This is a genomic window from Dietzia cinnamea NBRC 102147 (assembly GCF_001571065.1).
Classification (GTDB): domain Bacteria; phylum Actinomycetota; class Actinomycetes; order Mycobacteriales; family Mycobacteriaceae; genus Dietzia; species Dietzia cinnamea.
The window spans coordinates 121,501-141,147 of the sequence record NZ_BCSW01000004.1 but is presented as its reverse complement, the minus strand read 5'-3'; the positions used below and the strand labels follow the sequence as shown (position 1 = coordinate 141,147).

Genomic DNA, 19,647 nt, shown 5'->3' with positions numbered 1-19,647 from the left:
GGACGAGCCCACCCCCGAACACGCGGTTCGCGCGCGCCGGTCACCCCCGGCGCGCGCGACGCGTCCGCCGCCGACCGCGCCGTATACCGTGAGCGCATGAGGTCGCGGCGTCCCCTCCGTCCCGGCCGCGCGGTCGCGGCGGCACTCCTTGCGCTGACGTGCGCGCTCACCGCGGCGCCCGCCGGAGCCGCTCAGCCCACCGGTGCGGCGTCGTCCGCGGTCACGGTCCCCGACCCGTTCGCCGCGCTCCGGCCCGCGCCCGAGCACGAGCGCACGCCCGAGCGCTACCTGCCCAGTCCGTCCCCGGACCCCTGGTACTCGTCGCCGCCGACCGTCGACCCCGCGACCGCCCCGGGGACGATCCTCGCCACGCGAGAGGTGACGATCCCGCCGCACAACGTCCGCAACTTCGGCCGCGGCTGGCAGGTGCTGGTCCAGAGCACCGACTCCCACGACCGCCCGCAGCAGATCGTGTCGACGCTCATCGAGCCGGCCACCCCGTGGCCCGGGCCCGATCCGCGGCCGCTCGTGTCGTTCAACGTCACGATCGACTCGCTGGGCCTGACGTGCATGCCGTCCCACACGCTGCCGCACACGCTCAACCTCGAGCTACCGCCGTTCCTGCAGATCCTCGCCGACCGCGGCTACGGCCTGGTCGTCACCGACTTCCAGGGGCCCAGGGCGGCCTATGCGGCGGGGCGCGCCAACGGCCGCGCGGTGCTCGACGGGATCCGCGCCGCCCGCGCCTTCGTCCCACCCGGTGAGGCCGACCCGCTGTTCGCCGACTCGCGGGTCGTGCAGGTCGGCTACTCCGGGGGCGGCATCGCCACGGGCTGGGCCGCCCAGCTTCAGCCCGTGTACGCCCCCGAGCTGACCGGCTTGCTCGTCGGTTCGTCGGTCGGCGGCGTGCCCTCCGACTACTCCGACCTGTTCGACACGATGGACGGCACCATCGCCTCCGGCCTGTACCGCGCCGCCGTCCTGGGCCTGGCGCGCGAGTACCCGGAGCTGTACCCCCTCCTCAACGACACCGGCGACGTCATCGCGCACCACCTCCGCGACGCCTGCGCCGCCGCCAACACCGCCGGGGGGCTCATCCCGGCGCCGCTGTCCGCGCTGACCGACGTCGATCCCCGCACCGACCCCACGGTCGCGGCCGTCCTCGCCCGCAACCGTCTGGGCACCCCCGACCCCGCCCACGGCGCGGACCCGCGCGAGGTGCCGACCGGGCCGGTCCAGGTCTGGCACGGTGACGCCGCCGCACCGATTGGCCCCGGCCCGGGCTCCTCGCAGGGGCCGGGCGACCCGTTCGTCCCCGAATGGACGGCCCGCCGGCTGGCGGACGAGTGGTGCGCGGCCGGTGCCGACGTCGAGTACACGCCCGTGCCCGGCGAGCACATCCTGGCGGCGTACACCGCGGTGGGCCCGGCGCTGGACTGGGTCGACGACCGGGCGCGCGGCGTCCCCTTCGACTCCGGCTGCCGGCCCGACTGACCGGCGCGGCCCAGGAGGGCGGGCCCCCGGCGAGCGAGCGCCCCTCGTCGTCGTCGGCATCTCTCTCGTCTCTCTCGTCGCCCCGTCATCCCACCGTGATCCCGCGGTCGGTCGCGTCACACCCCGGCGCGGCGACGCGGCGGCCGCGCCCCACCGGGCGGTAACCTCGACCGCGTGAGCACCGCGCAGAACACCCCACCGGCCCCGACCGCGCTGGACACCGAACTCCGGCGCCTGACCGGCTGGGGCCGCACCGCCCCGGCGATGAGCCACGTGCTGACCCCACGCTCGGTCGACGAGATCTCCGCGGCCGTCGCGGCGGTCAACGACTCCAACGCCTCCTCCCCAGCCCACCTGCGGCGCGGCGTGGTCGCCCGCGGCCTCGGCCGCTCGTACGGCGACAGCGCCCAGAACTCCGGCGGACTCGTCGTGGACATGAGCCGGTTCAACCGCATCCACGAGCTCAATGCCGAGAAGGCGCTGGCAGTGGTCGACGCGGGCGTCAACCTCGACCAGCTCATGCGGGCGGCCCTGCCGTTCGGGCTGTGGGTGCCGGTCCTGCCGGGCACACGGCAGGTGACCGTCGGCGGTGCGATCGGCCACGACATCCACGGCAAGAACCACCACTCCGCCGGCTCGTTCGGCAATCACGTCACGCGCATGGAACTGCTCGTCGCGGACGGCCGCGTGCTCACGCTCGAGCCGAGCGGAACCGCCGACGACCCCGACGGAACGCTGTTCTGGGCCACCGTCGGCGGCAACGGCCTCACCGGCATCGTGCTCAAGGTGTGGATCGCGATGACGCGCACGGAGACGGCGTTCTTCCTCGCCGACGACGACCAGACCTCGAGCCTCGACGAGACGATCGCCCTGCACACCGACGGGTCGGAGTCGAAGTACACCTACTCGTCCGCGTGGTTCGACGCGATCAGCGCGCCCCCCAAGCTCGGCCGGGCCGCGGTCTCGCGCGGGTCGCTGGCCACGCTGGCCCAGCTCGAGGAGTACGCGCCCAAGCTGGCGAAGAACCCGCTGGCGATGGACGCCAAGCCGCTGCTGACGTTCCCGGACATCTTCCCCAACGGGCTGGCCAACAAGTGGTCCTTCAGCCTGGTGGGCGAGGCGTACTACCGCATGGGCGGGACGCGCCGGAACAAGATCAAGACGTTGCCGCAGTTCTACCACATGCTCGACCTGTTCGGAGAGTGGAACCGGGCCATGGGACCTGCGGGTTTCCTGCAGTACCAGTTCATCGTCCCGCCGGGCGCGGTCGAGGGCTTCAAGGAGATCATCGGGGACATCCAGCGCTCGGGGCACTACTCGTTCCTCAACGTGTTCAAGCTGTTCGGCCCCGGGAACCAGGCGCCGCTGTCCTTCCCCATGGAGGGCTGGAACGTGTGCGTGGACTTCCCCATCAACGACCGGCTCAACAGCTTCGTCAACCACCTCGACGCCAAGGTCATGTCGATGGGCGGACGGCTCTACACGGCCAAGGACTCGCGCGTCCCGGCCGAGCGGTTCCACGCCATGTACCCGGAGATCGACTCGTGGATCGCCACCCGCCGCGGCATCGACCCCCACGGGGTGTTCGCCTCCGACATGGGCCGGCGGCTCGAACTGCTCTGAGCGGGTGAGCGCCCCCAGGGGTGTCGGGCCCCGTCGGTAGACTCCTGCCCATGATCAATGCCGTCGGCGTCCCCCAGACCCTGCTCCTGCTCGGTGGAACCTCCGAGATCGGCCTGGCCATCTGTGCCGAGTACCTGCAGCAGGGCCCGATGCGCGTGATCCTGGCGTGCCTGCCCGGCGACCCCGGCGTGGAGGACGCGCGGGCGGAGATGACGGCCGCCGGCGCGACCGCCGTGGAGGTCGTGGACTTCGACGCCGCGGCCACCGACACGCACCCGGCCACGTTCGAGACGATCTTCGCCGGTGGGGACGTCGACGTGGCGATCGTCGCGTTCGGCCTCCTCGGGGACAACGAGGAACTCTGGTCCGACCAGCGCAAGGCGGTCCAGATCGCGCAGATCAACTACACCGGTGCCGTCTCGGTGGGCGTGCTGCTCGCCGAGCGGATGAAGGCGCAGGGCTTCGGCCGGATCATCGCCATGAGCTCGGCCGCCGGCCTGCGGGCCCGCCGCTCCAACTTCGTCTACGGATCCACCAAGGCGGGGCTGGACTCCTTCTACACCGGTCTCGGGTACGCGCTCGACGAGCACGGGGTGGACGTCCTGGTGATCCGCCCCGGCCAGGTGCGCACCCGGATGTCAGCGCACGTCAAGGAGGCGCCGCTGACCATCAACAAGGAGGAGGTCGCCCGCATCGCGGTGAAGAACGCCGGTGCCGGTAAGGGCGCGGTCTTCGCTCCGGCCGCGTTCGGCGGGGTCATGGCCGTGCTCACGCACGTGCCGCGCCCCATCTTCCGCAAGCTCCCCTTCTGAGCATGCCGCCGGCGCTACGCGGGCCCGGTCTGGCCGGGGCGGCGACGCTGCTCGCCGCAGCCGTCACCGCCGTGGTCCTGGTCGGCTTCTCGCTCGTCTCCTTCCCGGCCTACGGCAACTCCAACGTCCTGCGGGCCCTGACCGTGGTCGGTCAGACCGCCGCTGTCGCGCTGGTGGCGACGGGGATCCTCGCCGCGCGCGCCGGGGAGCGGCCGGGGGGTCGGCCCGCGCTGGTGCGGCTGGGCAAGCTCGCCGCCCCCACCGGGTCGGCCCTGCTCGTGGCGGCCACGCTGGGCATCCCGCTCGCGGCGTCGCGGCTGTACCTGCACGGCGTGAGCGTGGACCAGGAGTTCCGCACCCAGTTCCTCGGCCGCTCGGCCACCTCGCTCGGGCTGCCCGACATGGCGTACATCGACCTGCCGTCGTTCTACCCGTCGGGGTGGTTCTGGCTGGGCGGGCGGTTCGCGAACCTGGTCGGCCTCGAGGGCTGGGCGTCGTTCAAGCCGTGGGCGATCCTGTCGCTGGCGGTCGCGGCCGCGCTGGTCACCGTGCTGTGGACGCGGATCCTGCGCACCGACCTCGGCGCCGCGGTGGGCCTGGTCTCGACCTCGATCGTGCTCGCCTACGGCAGCCCCGAGCCGTACGGCGCCGTGGTGGCCCTGTTCCTGCCGCCGGTCCTCATCCTCGCGTGGCACGCGGTCAGCCCGACGGCCCGCCACGCCGGCCGCGGCGCCACCGTGGCCACGACCCTGTTCCTCGGGGCGTCGGCGTGCACCTACACGCTGTACACCGGCCTGGCGGCGGGCACGGTCGTCCTCATGGCGCTCGTCGCGACCGTCTCCGCGGTGCTCGCCGCGCGGCGCGGTCGACGCGTGATCCCGCTCTGGCTGCCCGCGGCCCGGCTCGCCGTGATCGGGTCCGGGTCGATCCTCATCGCCCTGCTCGTGTGGGCGCCCTACCTGCTGGCCGCGCTCCGCGGCGAGCCCGCCGACTCCGGCACCGCCATGCACTACCTGCCCGAGGCCGGAGCGCGGCTGCCGCTGCCGATGACCGCCGGCGGCCTCACCGGCTGGGTGTGCCTGGCCGGCCTGGTGTGGATCATCGCGCGGGCGTGGACCTCGCGCCGCGCGCAGGCGCTCGGCCTGGGCGTCGTGGCCGTCTACCTGTGGAGCCTGGCCTCGATGGCCGTCACCGTCCTGGGCACCACCATGCTGGGATTCCGGCTCGAGCCGGTGCTCATCCTCCTCCTGGTGGTGGCCGGGGTGTTCGCCGTCGTCGACGTCGCCGGGCTCGCCGTCCGCGCGGCCGGCCGTCAGGCCGGTGAGCCCCGGCCCGCCGCGGAGGCCGCCGACCGTCGTCGGCGCGCCGGCGCCGTGGTGGGTGTGCTGGCCGCCCTCGCCGTGCTCGCACACGCGCAGGGCATCCCCGACCACCTGCACGACGAGATCCGGCTGGCCTACACCGACACGGACGGCCACGGCGAGCGGGCCGACCGCTACCCGCCCGGCCCCGAGTCCCACTACGCCGAGGTCGACCGCGTCATCCTGGAGTCGTTCCCCGGCCGTGACCGGACCGACCTCGTCGTCGCCAGCACCGCCGACGCGTTCCTGGCCTACCACCCGTACTTCGCCTACCAGGCCGTCACCTCGCACTACGCCAACCCGCTGGGGCGGTACGCCGACCGCAACGCGTCCATGGTCGCGTGGCAGGACGCCACCAGCGGCGACGAGCTGTTCGCGATGATGCGCTCCACGCCGTGGCGCGGCCCCGACGCGATCGTCACGCGCCGGTCGGGCGACGGCTTCACCCTGCGCCTGGCCGAGGACACCTACCCCAACGACCCCAACGTCCGCCGCTTCGGCGTCACCATCCCCGGCGAGGCCGTCGAGGGGGACCACTTCGAGGTCCACGACGTGGGTCCGTTCGCCGTGATCACGGTGCGGTGAGGAGGCTGTGCGGTGATCAGGCGATGACAGCGGAGCGAACGGGAACCGTGGGACGGGGCGACGACGACGAGGTGCACGACACCGACGTCGAGCGTCCCCTCGGTCTGCACCCGTACCCCGGCATGGACCGCGACCGCCGGTGGGCGGTCATCACCGGCTTCCTCGGGGCGGTCCTGGCGATCCTCGCCGGGTTCCTCCCCGTGCACCAGGACACCACGCGGGTGCAGTGGACGGCCGGGCCCGACTACGCCTCGGTCACCGCCCCGCTCGTCTCCGGGCGACCGCTCGACCTCACCATCACCGCACCGTGCGCGCCGCTGGCGCAGGTCCCCGAGAACACGATCGTGTTCTCCACCCTGCCGGAGGGCGCCCCCGGGCGGATCTCCGACGGGCTGGTGGTCCAGCGCGCCGAGGACGCGGCCGGCGACCCGGTCATCGAGGTGGCGGTACGCAACATCACGCTGCTGTCGGTGCCGCTGTCCACCCTGCGTGACCCCGCGTGCGAGACGCTGAACGTGCGCGCCGAGACGGGCATCCTCGTCGCCGAGTTCACCGGCCTCGAGCGCGACCCCGACGACGCCGACGACGCGGTCCGCGCCGCCGTCCCGGGGACCATGCGCCCGCAGGTCACCGGGGTCTTCACCGACCTCACGCCCGTGACCGCGCCCGACGGCCTCGGCGAGTCCACGGTCGAGGTCACCGTCGACTCCCGGTACTCCTCCAGCCCCACCGCGCTCAAACTGGTGCTCATGGTGATCGGGGTGCTCGCCACCCTCGCCTCCGTGGTGTTCCTGCACCGCCTCGACGGCATCGACGGCCGCTCGCACCGCCGCTTCGTCCCGCGGTCCTGGTCGCGACTGTCCGGGGTCGACGGGGTCGTCATCGGCGTCCTGGGCTTCTGGCACCTCGTGGGCGCCAACACCTCCGACGACGGCTACCTGCTCACCATGGCCCGCTCGGCCGGGCCCAGCGGGTACATGGCCAACTACTTCCGCTGGCTCGGCTCCCCCGAGTCCCCGGTCGGCTGGTACTACGAGATCCTGCGCGTGTTCGCCGAGATCTCCACCGCCAGCCCGTGGATGCGGCTGCCCACCCTGCTGTGCGGCATCCTGTCGTGGCTCATCATCAGCCGCGAGGTCGTGCCCCGGCTGGGCCGCCTCGCCCGCACCTGGCGCGGACCGCGCTGGACCGGCGCCGCCCTGTTCCTGGCCTTCTGGATGGCGTTCAACAACGGGCTACGGCCCGAGCCGGTGATCGCGCTCGGCGCCCTGCTCACGTGGTCGCTGGTCGAGCGGTCCATCGCCACCCGCCGGCTCGTGCCCGGCGTCGCGGCGATCGGCGTGGCCGCGTTCTCCCTCGGTGCCGGCCCCACCGGGCTCATGTGCGTCGCGGCGCTCGCGGCGGGCGCCCGCGAGTTCCTCAGCATGGCCCGGCGGCGCGCGCGGGTGGTCGGGTGGGCCCCGATCCTCGGCCCCGTCCTGGCCGTGGGTCTCGCGCTGCTCTACACCGTGTTCGCCGACCAGACGCTGGCCGCGGTCCTCGAGGCCACCCGCATCCGCACCGAGCTCGGTCCGAGCCTGCCCTGGTACGGGGAGAAGGAGCGGTGGGAGGCGCTGTTCGGGGTCTCCGCCGACGGCGGTGTCGCCCGCCGCTTCCCCGTCCTGCTCATGCTCATGTGCCTGGTCCTGGTCACCGCCGTCATGCTGAGGCGGGGGAAGATCCCCGGCGCGGCCGCCGGGCCCTCGCGCCGACTCATCGGCGTCCTCGCGGGATCGCTGCTGTTCCTGGTGTTCACCCCCACCAAATGGACCCACCACTTCGGGGTCTTCGCCGGTCTGGCGGGTGCGCTCGCCGTCCTCGCCGTCATCGCCCTGCGCTCCTCGACGGTCTCGCTCAATCGGAGTCGCTGGCTGGTGTGGGCGGCGCTGTGCTTTGTCGTCGGCCTGTCCACCGCCACCAACAACACCTGGTGGTACGTCTCCGACTACGGCATCCCCTTCTCCGACTCCTTCCCCGCCGTGGGCGGGGTCCAGGTCCAGTACGTCGCGTTCATCGGCGCCCTGGTGTGCCTGCTCATCGCCGGACTCATCCACTCGGGCCTCGTCCCCTCCGAGCCCGGCGCCGCCCTGTGGCGCCGCGTCCGGCGCGCGGCGCCGTTCCTGCGGACGCACGCCGACACCCCCGCCGCCCGCCGCCGCGCCGACGGCCGGAGCCGCGGGATCGGCGGCACCCCGCTGACGGTGGTCGCGTTCTCCGTGGTGATCTTCGAGCTGGTCTCCGCGGTCACCGCCGTGTTCGTCCAGAGCCCCGCCTACAGCGTCGGCCGCGGCAACATCCGCGCGCTGTCCGGTGAGCCGTGCGCGCTGGCCGACTCGGTGCTCGTCGAGGAGGACTCCAACGACGGCCTGCTCAGCGCGGTCGGCGCCGGGCCCGAGATCTCCCTCGGCGCGGGCGTCGTCAACGGCTTCGCCCCCAACGGCCTGCCCGACTCCATCACCGTCGACAGCGCGGAGGCCTCCGGCGCGCTCGCGACCTCCGAGTCCGGCGAACGCGACCCCGGCGACGGTGTGGACGCCGGCACGACCGGCGGCCGCGGTGCCGTCACGGTCAACGGCTCCACCGTCGCGCTGCCGTTCGGTCTCGACCCGGACACCACCCCGGTCCTGGGCTCCTACCGGCGCGGCCCGCAGGTCGCGGCCGAGCTCACCTCGGCGTGGTACGAGCTGCCCGCCCGCAGTGCCAACCGCCCGCTCCTCGTCATGGCGGCCGCCGGTCGCATCGGCAACGGCGCCCTGCGCATCGAGTACGGGCGCCCCGGCCGTGTGGGCGCGACCGGGCCCACCGACTTCGAGGTCATGGGCTCCACCACCCCCATCGACGTCGGCCCCGCGCCCGCCTGGCGGAACCTGCGCATCCCGCTCGACTCGATCCCCGAGGACGCCCAGGTCGTGCGCGTGGTGGCCGCGGACGGCAACCTCGACCCCGACCAGTGGCTGGCCGTCACCCCGCCGCGGAACCCGCGGCTGCGCACCCTTGACGAGGTCGTCGGCCACACCGACCCCGTGCTCATCGACTGGGTCGTCGCGCTGGCCTTCCCGTGCCAGCGGCCGTTCGTCCACAACGGGGGCGTCGCCGAGATCCCCCGCTACCGGATCCTCGCCGACCGCGAGTCGTCGTCCGCCGCCAACTGGTGGCAGAGCGCCGGCGGCGGCGGCCCGCTCCTGTGGACCAGGCAGACCGTCGAGGCCATCACCGTCCCCACCTACCTCGACCACGACTGGGCCCGCGACTGGGGCTCGCTGCAGCGGTTCGAACCCCTCGACCCGGACGCCACTCCCGCCGAACTCCTCCGCGGAAGCGAGGTGCGTTGGGGCTGGACCACGCCGGGTCCGATGAACTGATCGTCGCCTAGAATCGGCTGTCGTGTCAGACTCCTCCCCGGAACCGTCCCCGGCTCATCCCCCGGCTTCCAGTCCGGCCTCCGGCGCGATCGCCGCCGACCCGCGGGTCGCGAGGCTCCGGCTCATCGCCATCGTCAGCGGCCTCCTGGGGACGCTGTGCTTCCTGGCGCTGCCGTTCCTGCCGGTCTCCCAGACCACCTCGACCGTGCAGTGGCCGCAGAACGGTTCCGTCGGCTCGGTCACCGCGCCCCTCATGGCGCACTCCCCGCAGCGGTTCACCGCCACCGCGCCGTGCGACCTGGTCGGCGAGCTGCCCGCCGACGGGGGGATCCTGCTGTCCACCGCCCCGGCGGGTGGCGGGGAGGCCGGCGACCGCGCCCTGTTCGTCCGCGCCTCCGCCGACACGGTCGACGTGATCTCCCGCAACCGCGTCATCGTCTCCGCGCCCCGAGACCGGGTCGAGGCCGGTGACTGCACACAGCTCAGCGTGGTCGCCGCGCCCACCTACGTCGAGGCGTCGTTCGACGGCATCGACGGTGCCGCGCGCCGTGTCGACGCCGACGACCTGCGCCCGATGGTCGTGGGCGTCTACACCGACCTACCCGCCGACACCGCGGTGCCCGAGGGCCTCGACGTGGCCGTGCAGGTCGACTCGCGCTTCACCACCGACCCCACCGGGTGGAAGTGGGCGGCGATCGTCGTCGGACTGCTGTCGACCGCCGTCGCTCTGTGGGCGCTGCACGCGCTGGACCAGACCGACGGCCGCCGCGCACGCCGCTTCCTGCCGCGCGGCTGGTTCCGGATCCGCCCGCCCGACATCGCCGTGATCGGCACGCTCGGCGTGTGGCACTTCGTCGGCGGCAACACCTCCGACGACGGCTACATCCTGTCCATGGCCCGAGCCGCCGATCCCGCCGGCTACATGGCCAACTACTACCGCTGGTACGGGGTCCCCGAGTCGCCGTTCGGCTCGCCCTATTACGACCTGCTGACGCTGTTCTCGCACGTGTCCACCGCAAGTCCTTGGATGCGGCTGCCGGCCCTCCTGGCGGCGATACTGTGCTGGCTCGTCATCAGCCGCGAGGTCCTGCCCCGCCTCGGACGCGCCGCCCGCACCACCCCGGTCGTCGTGTGGAGCGCCGCCGCCGTCTTCCTCGCCTTCTGGATGGCCTTCAACAACGGCCTGCGGCCCGAACCCATCATCGCGCTGGGCGCCCTCCTGACCTGGGTCTCCGTGGAACGGGCCATCGCCACCCGGCGGATGCTGCCGTTCGCGATCGCCGTCATCATCGCGTCGTTCTCCCTGGCCACCGGTCCCACCGGGCTCATGGCCGTCGCGGCACTGCTCATGGGCCTGCGGGCCGTCGTGCGCACCGTCGTCATCCGCGGCCGCGTGATCGGCTCGTACCTCGCGCTCGTCGCGCCCGTCCTCGCCTCCGGCACGATGGTGCTGATCTGCGTGTTCGGCGTGCAGACCCTCGCCGCCGTGCTCGAGGCGATCCGGGTCCGCGGCGAGATCGGTCCCAGCCTGAGCTGGTTCGAGGAGTTCGTCCGCTACTACTACCTCATGATCCCGACGGTGGACGGCTCGCTCGCCCGTCGACTGCCGGTCCTGCTGGTGCTGCTGTGTCTCGCCGTCGTCGTCGGCACCCTCCTGCGCCGCGGCAAGGTCCCGGGCGCCGCCTCGGGCCCGGTCTGGCGCCTGGTCGGCGTGGTCGTGGGCACGGCCTTCTTCATGATGTTCTCGCCCACCAAGTGGACCCACCACTTCGGTGTCTACGCGGGCATCGGCGGCGCGATCGCCGCCCTCGGAGCCCTGGCGATCTCCGCGTCCGCCGTCCGCACCGCCCGCAACCGCACACTGTTCCTCGGCGTGATCCTCCTCGTGGTGGCGCTGGCGTTCGCCGGCCCCAACGGCTGGTGGTACGTCTCGAGCTACGGCATCCCCTGGTGGGACAAGGCGCCGAGCATCCGCGGCATCGACGCCGCCACCGTCCTGCTCGTCCTGGCGGTCCTGACGTTCGCCTACGCCGGGTGGCAGCACCTGCGTCGTGACTACACCGGCGACAAGGCGCCCCGGACCACCGAGGGCCGACGCCGCGTGCGGACCTTCGCCGCCGCACCGATCGCCGTGGTCGCCGGCCTGCTGGTGATCTTCTCGATCGCCTCGTTCGCCAAGGGCGTCCACAAGCAGTTCCCGGCGTACACGATCGCCGAGGGCAACCTCTCCGCGCTCGCCGGGAACCCCTGCATGCTCGCCGACCGCGTCCTCGTCGAGCCCGACGCCAACGCCGGCATGCTCACCCCGCTCGACGCCACCCCCTTGCCCGACGGGACCGTCGACCCGCAGGACCGCGCCGCGGCCATCGAGGCGGGTGGCAACACCGGGTTCACGCCCGACGGTGTCGCCCCCGACCTGTCCGCCGACGCGGTGGTCGCCGATCCCGGCGCCGCGAACACCACCTCCGAGCCCGGCGGCGGCCCGTCGGTCAACACCGGTGAGAGCGCGGGCACCGGAGGCGGCCGGGGCGCCGAGGGTGTCAACTCCTCGACCGTCGCACTGCCCTTCGGGCTCGATCCCGCCACCACGCCGGTGCTCGGCTCGTTCCTCGTGGGCCCGCAGCGGGAGGCCAGCCTGGAGACGGGCTGGTACCGCCTGCCGGAGAACCGGGAGTCGCATCCGCTGCTGGTCATCTCGGCGGCGGGTCGCATCGGCCGCTTCGACGCGGACGGCATCTACAGGTACGGCCAGAGCGTGGTCGTGGAGTTCGGCCGCTCGGCGGAGGCCGGCGTCGAGACGGTGGGCGAGCCGGTCGTCCCGTTCGACATCGGCCCCGCCCCCACGTGGCGGAACCTGCGGGTGGACATGCAGGACGCCCCCGCGGACGCCGACGTGATGCGTGTCCGGGTCGACGACAACGACCTCACCCCCGATCAGTGGGCAGCGATCACGCCCCCGCGCGCTCCCGAGCTCGTGACGGTCCAGGAGATGGTGGGATCTGACTCGCCGGTCCTGCTGGACTGGGCGGTGAGCCTGCAGTTCCCGTGCCAGCGTCCGTTCGCTCACCACGCGGGCGTGGCCGAGTTGCCCGAGTACCGGATCCTCCCGGACCGTCCGTTGGCCGTCAGCGCCACGAGCACCTGGATGTCGTACGAGGCCGGCGGGCCGCTGGGATGGGTGGAGACCGCGCAGCGGGCGCGGACGATCCCCTCGTACCTGCGGCACGACTGGAACCGGGACTGGGGTTCGATCGAGGCCTACACCCCGCTGGGCACGTACCAGGAGGAGCCGCCGGCGCCAGCCGAGGTGACCACCGGCACCGAGACCCGCTGGGGCTGGTGGCAGCCCGAGGGGCCGATCTTCGTGACCGACCCCGAGTGACCCGCTCAGCGCGCGGGACCGCGCCGGCCTGACGAGGGCCCGCCGGTCCGATGAGGGCCCGCCGGAGGCAGCAGCCACCGGCGGGCCCTCGGTCGTTGGCGCGGCCCCGGCCTGAGCCCTCGTCGCCAGGACAGCCGCCCGCCGACATGGCGTCTCGCGCGCACCGCGGTGACGGCGAGACGCCAGGTCGAGGAGCGGCTGCGGGGCGGCTGCGGGGCGGAGAAATGCGGGACGGGCGGCCCCCTCGTCGGTGGGCCGCCCGTCGGTGCGCTCGTGCCGTCGGCGCGCTGTTGCTATCGGATCACAGCGGGAAGATGGCGTGCTTGCGCGGAAGCTCGACCCGCGTCTTGTCCCTCAACTGCGCCAGTGCACCGCGCAACACCAGGCGGGTCTGCGACGGCTCGATCACCGCGTCGATGTAGCCTCTCTCGGCGGCCGTGTACGGCGTCGCGATGAACTCGTTGTACATGTCGATGAGCTGCTGACGGAGCTTCGGGCCCTCCTCCGGGCCGGCCTCCTCGATCTGCCGCCGCTGCAGCAGATCCACCGCGCCCTCGGCACCCATCACCGCGATGCGGGCGGTCGGCCACGCGAAGTTGAGGTCGCCGCCGAGATTCTTGGAGCCCATCACCGCGTACGCACCGCCGTAGGCCTTGCGCACCACGAAGGTCACCTTGGGAACCGAGGACGCCGCCACAGCGAAGCCCATCTTGGCGCCACGATGGATGATGCCCAGCTTCTCCTGCTCCACGCCGGGCAGGTAGCCGGGGGTGTCCACCACGTAGACGATCGGGATCGAGTAGGCGTCACACAGCATCATGTGGCGGGTGGCCTTCTCGGAGGCGTCGATGTCGAGGGCGCCGGACAGGTGAAGTGGCTGGTTGGCCACCACGCCGACCGGTTCGCCGTCGACGCGCGCGAAGCCCGTGATGATGTTGGAGGCGAACTGCCCCGATGTCTCGACGAACTCGCCGTCGTCGAACATCCGGATCAGGACGTCGTGCATGTCGTACGCGGCGTTGTCCGAGTCCGGGATGATCGTGTCGAGCTGCCGGTCCGACTCCGTGGTCTCCGGTTCGAGTCCCGGGTTGATCCGCGGGGCCTTCTCGCTGGCCGACGACGGCAGGTAGCTGAGCAGGTTGCGCACGTACATGAATGCGTCGTGCTCGCTGACGGCCACGTGGTTGACGTTGCCCCGCTTCGCCTGCTCGAGTGCGGACCCGAGCTCGTCCATCGTGACGTCCTCGCCGGTCACCTGACGGATGACGTCGGGGCCGGTGACGAACATGTACGCCTGATCCTGGACGGCGATCACGAAGTCGGTCGTCACGGGCGCGTACACGGCACCGCCCGCGCACTTGCCGAGCATGATCGAGATCTGCGGAACGTACCCCGACGCGGGGTACTGACGCCGCGAGATCTCCGAGTAGTACGCGAGCGAGGTGACGGCGTCCTGGACCCGGGCGCCGCCCGAGTCGTTGATCCCGATGATCGGGCAGCCGACCTTGATCGCGAAATCCATGATGGCGCAGACCTTCTTGCCGAAGCCCTCGCCGACGGACCCGCCGAACACCGTGTTGTCGTGCGCGTACACCGCTACCGGGCGACCGTCGATCGTGCCGCGGCCGGTCACCACGCCGTCGCCGAACGGGTTGTCGGGGTTGCCCGGCGCCTTGACCAGTTGGCCCATCTCCACGAAGCTGCCCGCGTCGAGGAGCTCGGCGATCCGCTGGCGGGGAGGGGTCTGCCCCGCGGCGTCGCGGCGGGCCTTGGCCCGTTCGCTGCCCGGGTCCATGGCCTGCTCGGTCTTGACCCGCAGTTCAGCGAGCTTCTCCGCGGTCGTCTTCGCCGTCACGCGTTCGTTCCCTTCCGTACGCCCGCGTCGAGCTCCGTGAGTCGACGCGCCAGATGCTTACCGACCGTACCGACCACCGGCTCGTCGACCATCGCGAGGTGGTCCCCCTCGAGGTGGACCACCTCCAGATCGGTCACCACGGCGGCCCAGCCGCCGTCCGGGTCGATGCGCTCGTAGCGCGGCTCCAGTTCGATCGCCCCGTCGTGCATCCGCTCGGCCCGGTACAGCACGAACGGCACCTCGGCGCCCACGCCGGCCCACGAGCCCATGTCCGCGCTCTGCAGGATGCGGTTGTCCACGAAACTGGCCCGCTGGTGCTCGATCACGCCGCCGCCCATCGCGTTGGCCTCGGCGCCCAGCACCCCCATCAACATGTCCAGCACGCCGTCCTCGCCGTGCTCGGCGAGGAAGTCGCGCGGCACCTCCACGTCGAGCCCGTACGTCCGCTTGGCGAACTCCGAGTAGCGCTTCCAGCGCGCCTCGGCCTCGTCGAGCGTGTCCGGGATCGGCTCGGACGGCTGCACGGTGTCCAGCAGGACCACCAGCGACACCTCGTCGCCCGCGGCCCGCAGCTGGCGGGCCACCTCGACGGCCAGCGCGCCGCCGAAGGACCAGCCACCCAGCGCCACCGGGCGGCCCGCGGCGAGCTCGCGGATCCGGTCGAGGTAGGTCGCGGCCCGCGCCTCCAGGGGGCCCTCGACGCGCTCGACGCCGTACACCGGGGTGCCCTCGTCGAGGCGCTCGACGAGCGGCTCGTAGACGAACGACGATCCGCCGGCCGCGTGGAACAGGAACAGCGGCGTGCGCCCCTCCTGCCCCTCGGCGAGCACGCGGATGTTGCCCTCGACGGCGACCTCGGTGAACGGGCGCAGTAGATCGGCCACCTCGGCGATCGTCGACGCGCCGGCCAGCTGGTCGGCGGTGATGTCGCCGCCGGATCGCTCGGACAGTCGCCGGGCCAGCGCCTCGCGGGTGGCCTCGTCGATCGGGGGCAGCGCCCCGGTCACGCCGGGCGCCGCCGCGCCGGTGACCACCGCCCACGCGCCGAACGCCATGCGCTCGGTGTCGTCGCGCGGGGCGACCGACGCGGCGTCGCCGGCCGGGGCCGCACCGTCGGAGTCAGCCGCACCCGAGACGTCGGCGGCGTCTCCGTCGCGCAGGGACGCCACGTCCACGGCGCCCTCGCCGCGGGCCTGCTGGGCCGCCAGCTCGCCGACCTCCTCCGGGTTCTCCACCGCGAACAGGACCATCTCCGCGACGTCGTTCAGCGACGCGTCCCGCATGGCCTGCAACTCGAGCGGCGGGATGGAGAACTCGTGCTCGACGCGGTTCTTGATGCGCACGGCCATGAGCGAATCCAGGCCGAGATCGAGCAGTGCCAGCTCCCTCGGCAGGTCGTCGGGGCTGTACCCCATCGAGGAGCCGACGATCCGGGCGAGCCTGTCGCTGATCGACTCGCCGGACCCGGGGTTCCAGCGGGCGTCGGCCTCGTCGTCGTCGTCCTCGTCCTCGCCGACCACCGGAGCGTCGGACTCGGCCGACTCGAAATGCGGCATCTCCGGCGCCGTCGACGGATCGATCGGCGCGCCGCCGCTGACCGCGCCGGAGGCGACCAGCACGAACGGCGCGGACTCCTCGTCCGACCGGACGTGGACCTGCACCGACGCCCCGCCCGGGTGCGGGGTGAGGGTCGTGGTGACCGATCCCGAGGCGGGGAGGACGCCGGGCCGGTCGACGGCGATGAGGGTCGCGCCCTCGACCACCGCCGCGGCCGCCGCGGACATCAGCGCGTCCACGCTGGGCACGACCTCGGCGCGGACCTGCCACGCGTGGCGGCCGTCGGGCAGCGCGACGTACGACCCCGGCATGCGGCCGTCGCCGGACCCGCCACCCGCGGTGACCTTGGGCCACAGGGTGCGGCGCTTCCACGCGGTGCCCGGCACCGGCGCGTACCGGCCGGGACCGGTGACGTGGCCGTGGATCATCTCCACGACGCTCGGCATGTCGATCGTGTGCCCGTGGACGTACAGCTGCGCGATCGCGTGCAGCAGCGTGTCCGCCTCGGACTCCTTGCGCTTGAGCGCGTGCAGGAGGTTCGGCTCCATGAGACCGGCGTCGAAGCACGTCGCGGCCACCGACATCGCGGCCACCGGGTTGGGGGCCAGCTCGAGGAAGGTCACGTACCCGGCGTCGACGGCCTTGCGCACGGCGTGGGTGAACCACACCGAGTGGCGCATGCCCTTGACCCAGTACTCCTCCGCGTGGACCGGCTCGTGGCCGGCGCGGTAGAAGGTCTCGCGGTCGACGGACGAGAACAGCCCGGAGGTGAGTTCGCGCGGCTCGAGGCCGGCGATCTCCGCGGCCAGCTCGCCCAGCAGCATGTCGACGTCCGAGGTGTGTCCGGCGCCGCGGACCTGCAGCTGACGGGCGAACTTGCCCTGCTCCTCGACCCACGCGACGAAGTCGGCGACGGGCTTGGCGCGGCCGCCGACCGTGGTGTGGGTGGGCGCGGCGTAGACGGCGGGCTCGATGGAGGCGAACTGCGGGTTGTCGGCGATGATCTGCGCGATCTCCTCGGCCGAGTACTCGACCAGCGCCATCGCGCCGGCCTCCTCCTCCGAGACCTGCCCCTCGGCGTCGCCCATGAGGCGCGAGCGCACACAGATCACGCGCACTGCGTCCTCGAGGTTCAGGCCGCCGGTCGCGTAGGCGGCGGCGACCTCGCCCATCGAGTGGCCGATGACGGCCTCGGGCTTGGCGCCGAGCGCGCGCAGCGTGTCGACGAGCGCGACCTGGATGGCGAAGATACCGACCTGGGAGTTCTCGAGCTCGTAGGTCTGGGAGTCGTCGAGGATCAACTCGGCGATCCGGTAGCCGGCCTCGAAGTCGATGAGCTCGTCCACCGCGTCCAGGCACGAGGCGAACAGCGGGTTGGACAGGTACAGTTCCTTGGCCATCTTGCGGTGCTGGGAACCGAAGCCGGAGAACACCCACACGTCGCCCGTGCCGGCGGGGGCGTCAGCGCTGAACACGCCGGGGCCCGGGTCGCCCGCGGCGAGCGCGCGCAGTCCGGCGACGAGCTCGGCGCGGGTGTGGCCGACGACCGCGCCGCGGGAGCGGCCGTGGTTGCGGGTGGACAGGGTGCGGGCGACGGCGCCGAGGTCGATCGAGTCGTCCTGCGCCTCGAGCCAGTCCGCGACCTGGGCGGCCGTGGCCTTGCGGCGCGACGGCAGGGACGCGGACACGACCAGCACGGTGGCCGGAGGGCCGGGAACAGCGGTGCCGGTGGTGGCGAGCTCGTCGGCGTTGCGCGCGACGGCGTCGGCCACGCAGCGGGCGACGTCGTCGTCCGTGGCCGTCGCGGTGGTGGTCGCGGCGTCGGTGGTCGCCGTGGCCGGGTCGGTGTCGGCCGGGGCGTCGGTGGAGGTGTCGGACGGGGCGTCGACGACGACGTGGGCCGGCTGCGGCCGGTACTCGGCCACCACGACGTGCGCGTTGGTGCCACCGAAGCCGAAGCCGGAGATGCCGGCGACCGCGCGGCCGCTGTAGCGCGGCCACGGGGTGGTCTCGGTGACCACGCTGAGCCGGGCGGCGTCGAAGTCGAGGTACGGGTTGGGGCCCGCGTAGTTGATCGTGGGCGGCACGGCGTCGTGCTGCATGCCCAGGATGATCTTGGCCAGGCCGGCGGCGCCGGCGGCGGACTCCATGTGCCCGAAGTTGGTCTTGGCCGAGCCCAGGAGCGTGGGCCGGTCGGCGTCGCGGCCGCGGCCGAGCACCTGGCCCAGGGCGGTGGCCTCGATGGGGTCGCCGAGGATCGTGCCGGTGCCGTGGGCCTCGATGTAGTCGACCTCGCGCGGGTCCACGCCGGCGTCGGCGTAGGCCTGGCGCAGGACGGAGACCTGGGCGTCGGGGTTGGGGGCGGTCATGCCGTTGGAGCGACCGTCCGAGTTCACGGCGGAGCCCTTGATGACGGCGAGGATCTCGTCGCCGTCCCGTTCGGCCTCGGACAGGCGCTTCAGGATGAACACGCCCCCGCCCTCGGCGCGGCAGATGCCGTTGGCGTCGGAGGAGAACGCCTTGATGCGCCCGTCGGGGCTGAGCGCGGCGCCGGTCTTGGCGAAGCCCATGGTGGCGGCGGGCGCGAGCATCATGTTGACGCCACCGGCCACGACGAGGTCCGACTCGTGCAGGCGCAAGGAGTTGACGGCCTCGTGGATCGCGACCAGCGACGTCGAGCAGGCGGTGTCCAGCGTCATGGACGGGCCGCGGAAGTCGAACGTGTACGAGATCCGGTTGGAGATGATCGAGTTGGAGGCGCCGGTGACCGCGTACGGGGACGCGGCGGCGGAGTCCGACGTGAGCAGGACCTGGTAGTCGCTGGACGACGAGCCCATGAACACGCCGACCTCGCGGCCCTTGAGGTCACTAGCCGGGATGTGGGCGTTCTCGAGGGCTTCCCAGGTGAGCTCGAGCGCGAGCCGCTGCTGCGGGTCGACCATCTCGGCCTCGCGGGGGCTCATGCCGAAGAACTCGGCGTCGAAGTCCTTGACCTCGGTGTCGTCGAGCCAGCCGCCGCGGTTCGGCGCCTCGGCCAGGACCTGCTGGACGTACGCGTCGCCCGCCCACTCCGACCAGCGCGAGTCCGGTCGGGGGCTGGTCGCGTCACGGCCGGAGGCCAGCAGGTCCCAGGTCGCCTCGGGGCTGTCGGCGCCGCCGGGGAAGCGGGTCGCGAGGCCGATGACGGCCACGTCGAACTCCATGCCCGCGCCGCGCTCGCGGAACGTGTGCAGGTCCGTGGGCTCGTCGGCCTCCACCGGACCGTTGACCACGTACTCGGCGAGCGAGGCGATGGTGGGGTGCTGGTAGGCGACGGTCGCGTCCAGCGGCCGGCCGATGAGGTCCTCGAGGTCGGCGGACAGGGACACCGCGTCGCGGGACGACAGGCCGTACTCCTCCAGCGAGCGGTCGTCGGTCACCTTGGAGATGTCGAGCCCGGTGGCCCGGCAGACCCAGCCCCGCATCCATTCGCGGAGCTCCACTACCGTCATCTCGCTCTGTGCCATCGTCGTGGCTCGCCTTTCCTGAAGGTGTCGTCCGGTGTTCCCGTGCGCCGGGGCCGCCGTGCGCCGTGAAC

General features: G+C 72.8%; 8 protein-coding genes. 6 read left to right on the top strand and 2 right to left on the bottom strand.

Features of this window, described 5'->3' with window-relative positions; translation table 11 throughout:
• The first annotated feature begins 96 nt into the window (after nucleotides 1-96).
• The 6 genes from DCI01S_RS03145 to DCI01S_RS03120 all read left to right on the top strand — a co-directional run bounded on the left by DCI01S_RS03145 (nucleotide 97) and on the right by DCI01S_RS03120 (nucleotide 12,658).
• Nucleotides 97-1,494, top strand: a complete 1,398-nt coding sequence (locus DCI01S_RS03145) for a lipase family protein (protein WP_061227891.1) — start codon at nucleotides 97-99, stop codon at nucleotides 1,492-1,494.
• Nucleotides 1,495-1,668: 174 nt separating this feature from the next.
• On the top strand, nucleotides 1,669-3,117 hold the full coding sequence (dprE1, locus tag DCI01S_RS03140) for a decaprenylphosphoryl-beta-D-ribose oxidase (RefSeq protein ID WP_061227890.1): 1,449 nt from the start codon (nucleotides 1,669-1,671) through the stop codon (nucleotides 3,115-3,117).
• A gap of 50 nt (nucleotides 3,118-3,167) precedes the next feature.
• Nucleotides 3,168-3,929, top strand: coding sequence for a decaprenylphospho-beta-D-erythro-pentofuranosid-2-ulose 2-reductase (gene dprE2, locus DCI01S_RS03135; RefSeq protein WP_007631851.1), 762 nt, complete (start codon nucleotides 3,168-3,170; stop codon nucleotides 3,927-3,929).
• Nucleotides 3,930-3,931: 2 nt separating this feature from the next.
• Nucleotides 3,932-5,875, top strand: a complete 1,944-nt coding sequence (locus DCI01S_RS03130; RefSeq protein WP_061227889.1) for an arabinofuranosyltransferase — start codon at nucleotides 3,932-3,934, stop codon at nucleotides 5,873-5,875.
• Between the two features lie 23 nt (nucleotides 5,876-5,898).
• On the top strand, nucleotides 5,899-9,276 hold the full coding sequence (locus tag DCI01S_RS03125) for an arabinosyltransferase domain-containing protein (protein WP_061227888.1): 3,378 nt from the start codon (nucleotides 5,899-5,901) through the stop codon (nucleotides 9,274-9,276).
• 22 nt (nucleotides 9,277-9,298) lie between these two features.
• Nucleotides 9,299-12,658, top strand: a complete 3,360-nt coding sequence (locus tag DCI01S_RS03120; protein ID WP_061227887.1) for an arabinosyltransferase domain-containing protein — start codon at nucleotides 9,299-9,301, stop codon at nucleotides 12,656-12,658.
• Nucleotides 12,659-12,959: 301 nt separating this feature from the next.
• Here DCI01S_RS03120 and DCI01S_RS03115 read toward each other — a convergent pair whose 3' ends face one another.
• Together DCI01S_RS03115 and pks13 are read right to left on the bottom strand one after the other, a co-directional pair.
• Nucleotides 12,960-14,453, bottom strand: a complete 1,494-nt coding sequence (locus DCI01S_RS03115) for an acyl-CoA carboxylase subunit beta (protein ID WP_050797217.1) — start codon at nucleotides 14,451-14,453, stop codon at nucleotides 12,960-12,962.
• Nucleotides 14,454-14,509: 56 nt separating this feature from the next.
• Complete coding sequence (gene pks13 / locus DCI01S_RS03110) at nucleotides 14,510-19,576, bottom strand: polyketide synthase Pks13 (RefSeq protein WP_061227886.1); 5,067 nt, start codon at nucleotides 19,574-19,576, stop codon at nucleotides 14,510-14,512.
• Nucleotides 19,577-19,647 lie beyond the last annotated feature (71 nt).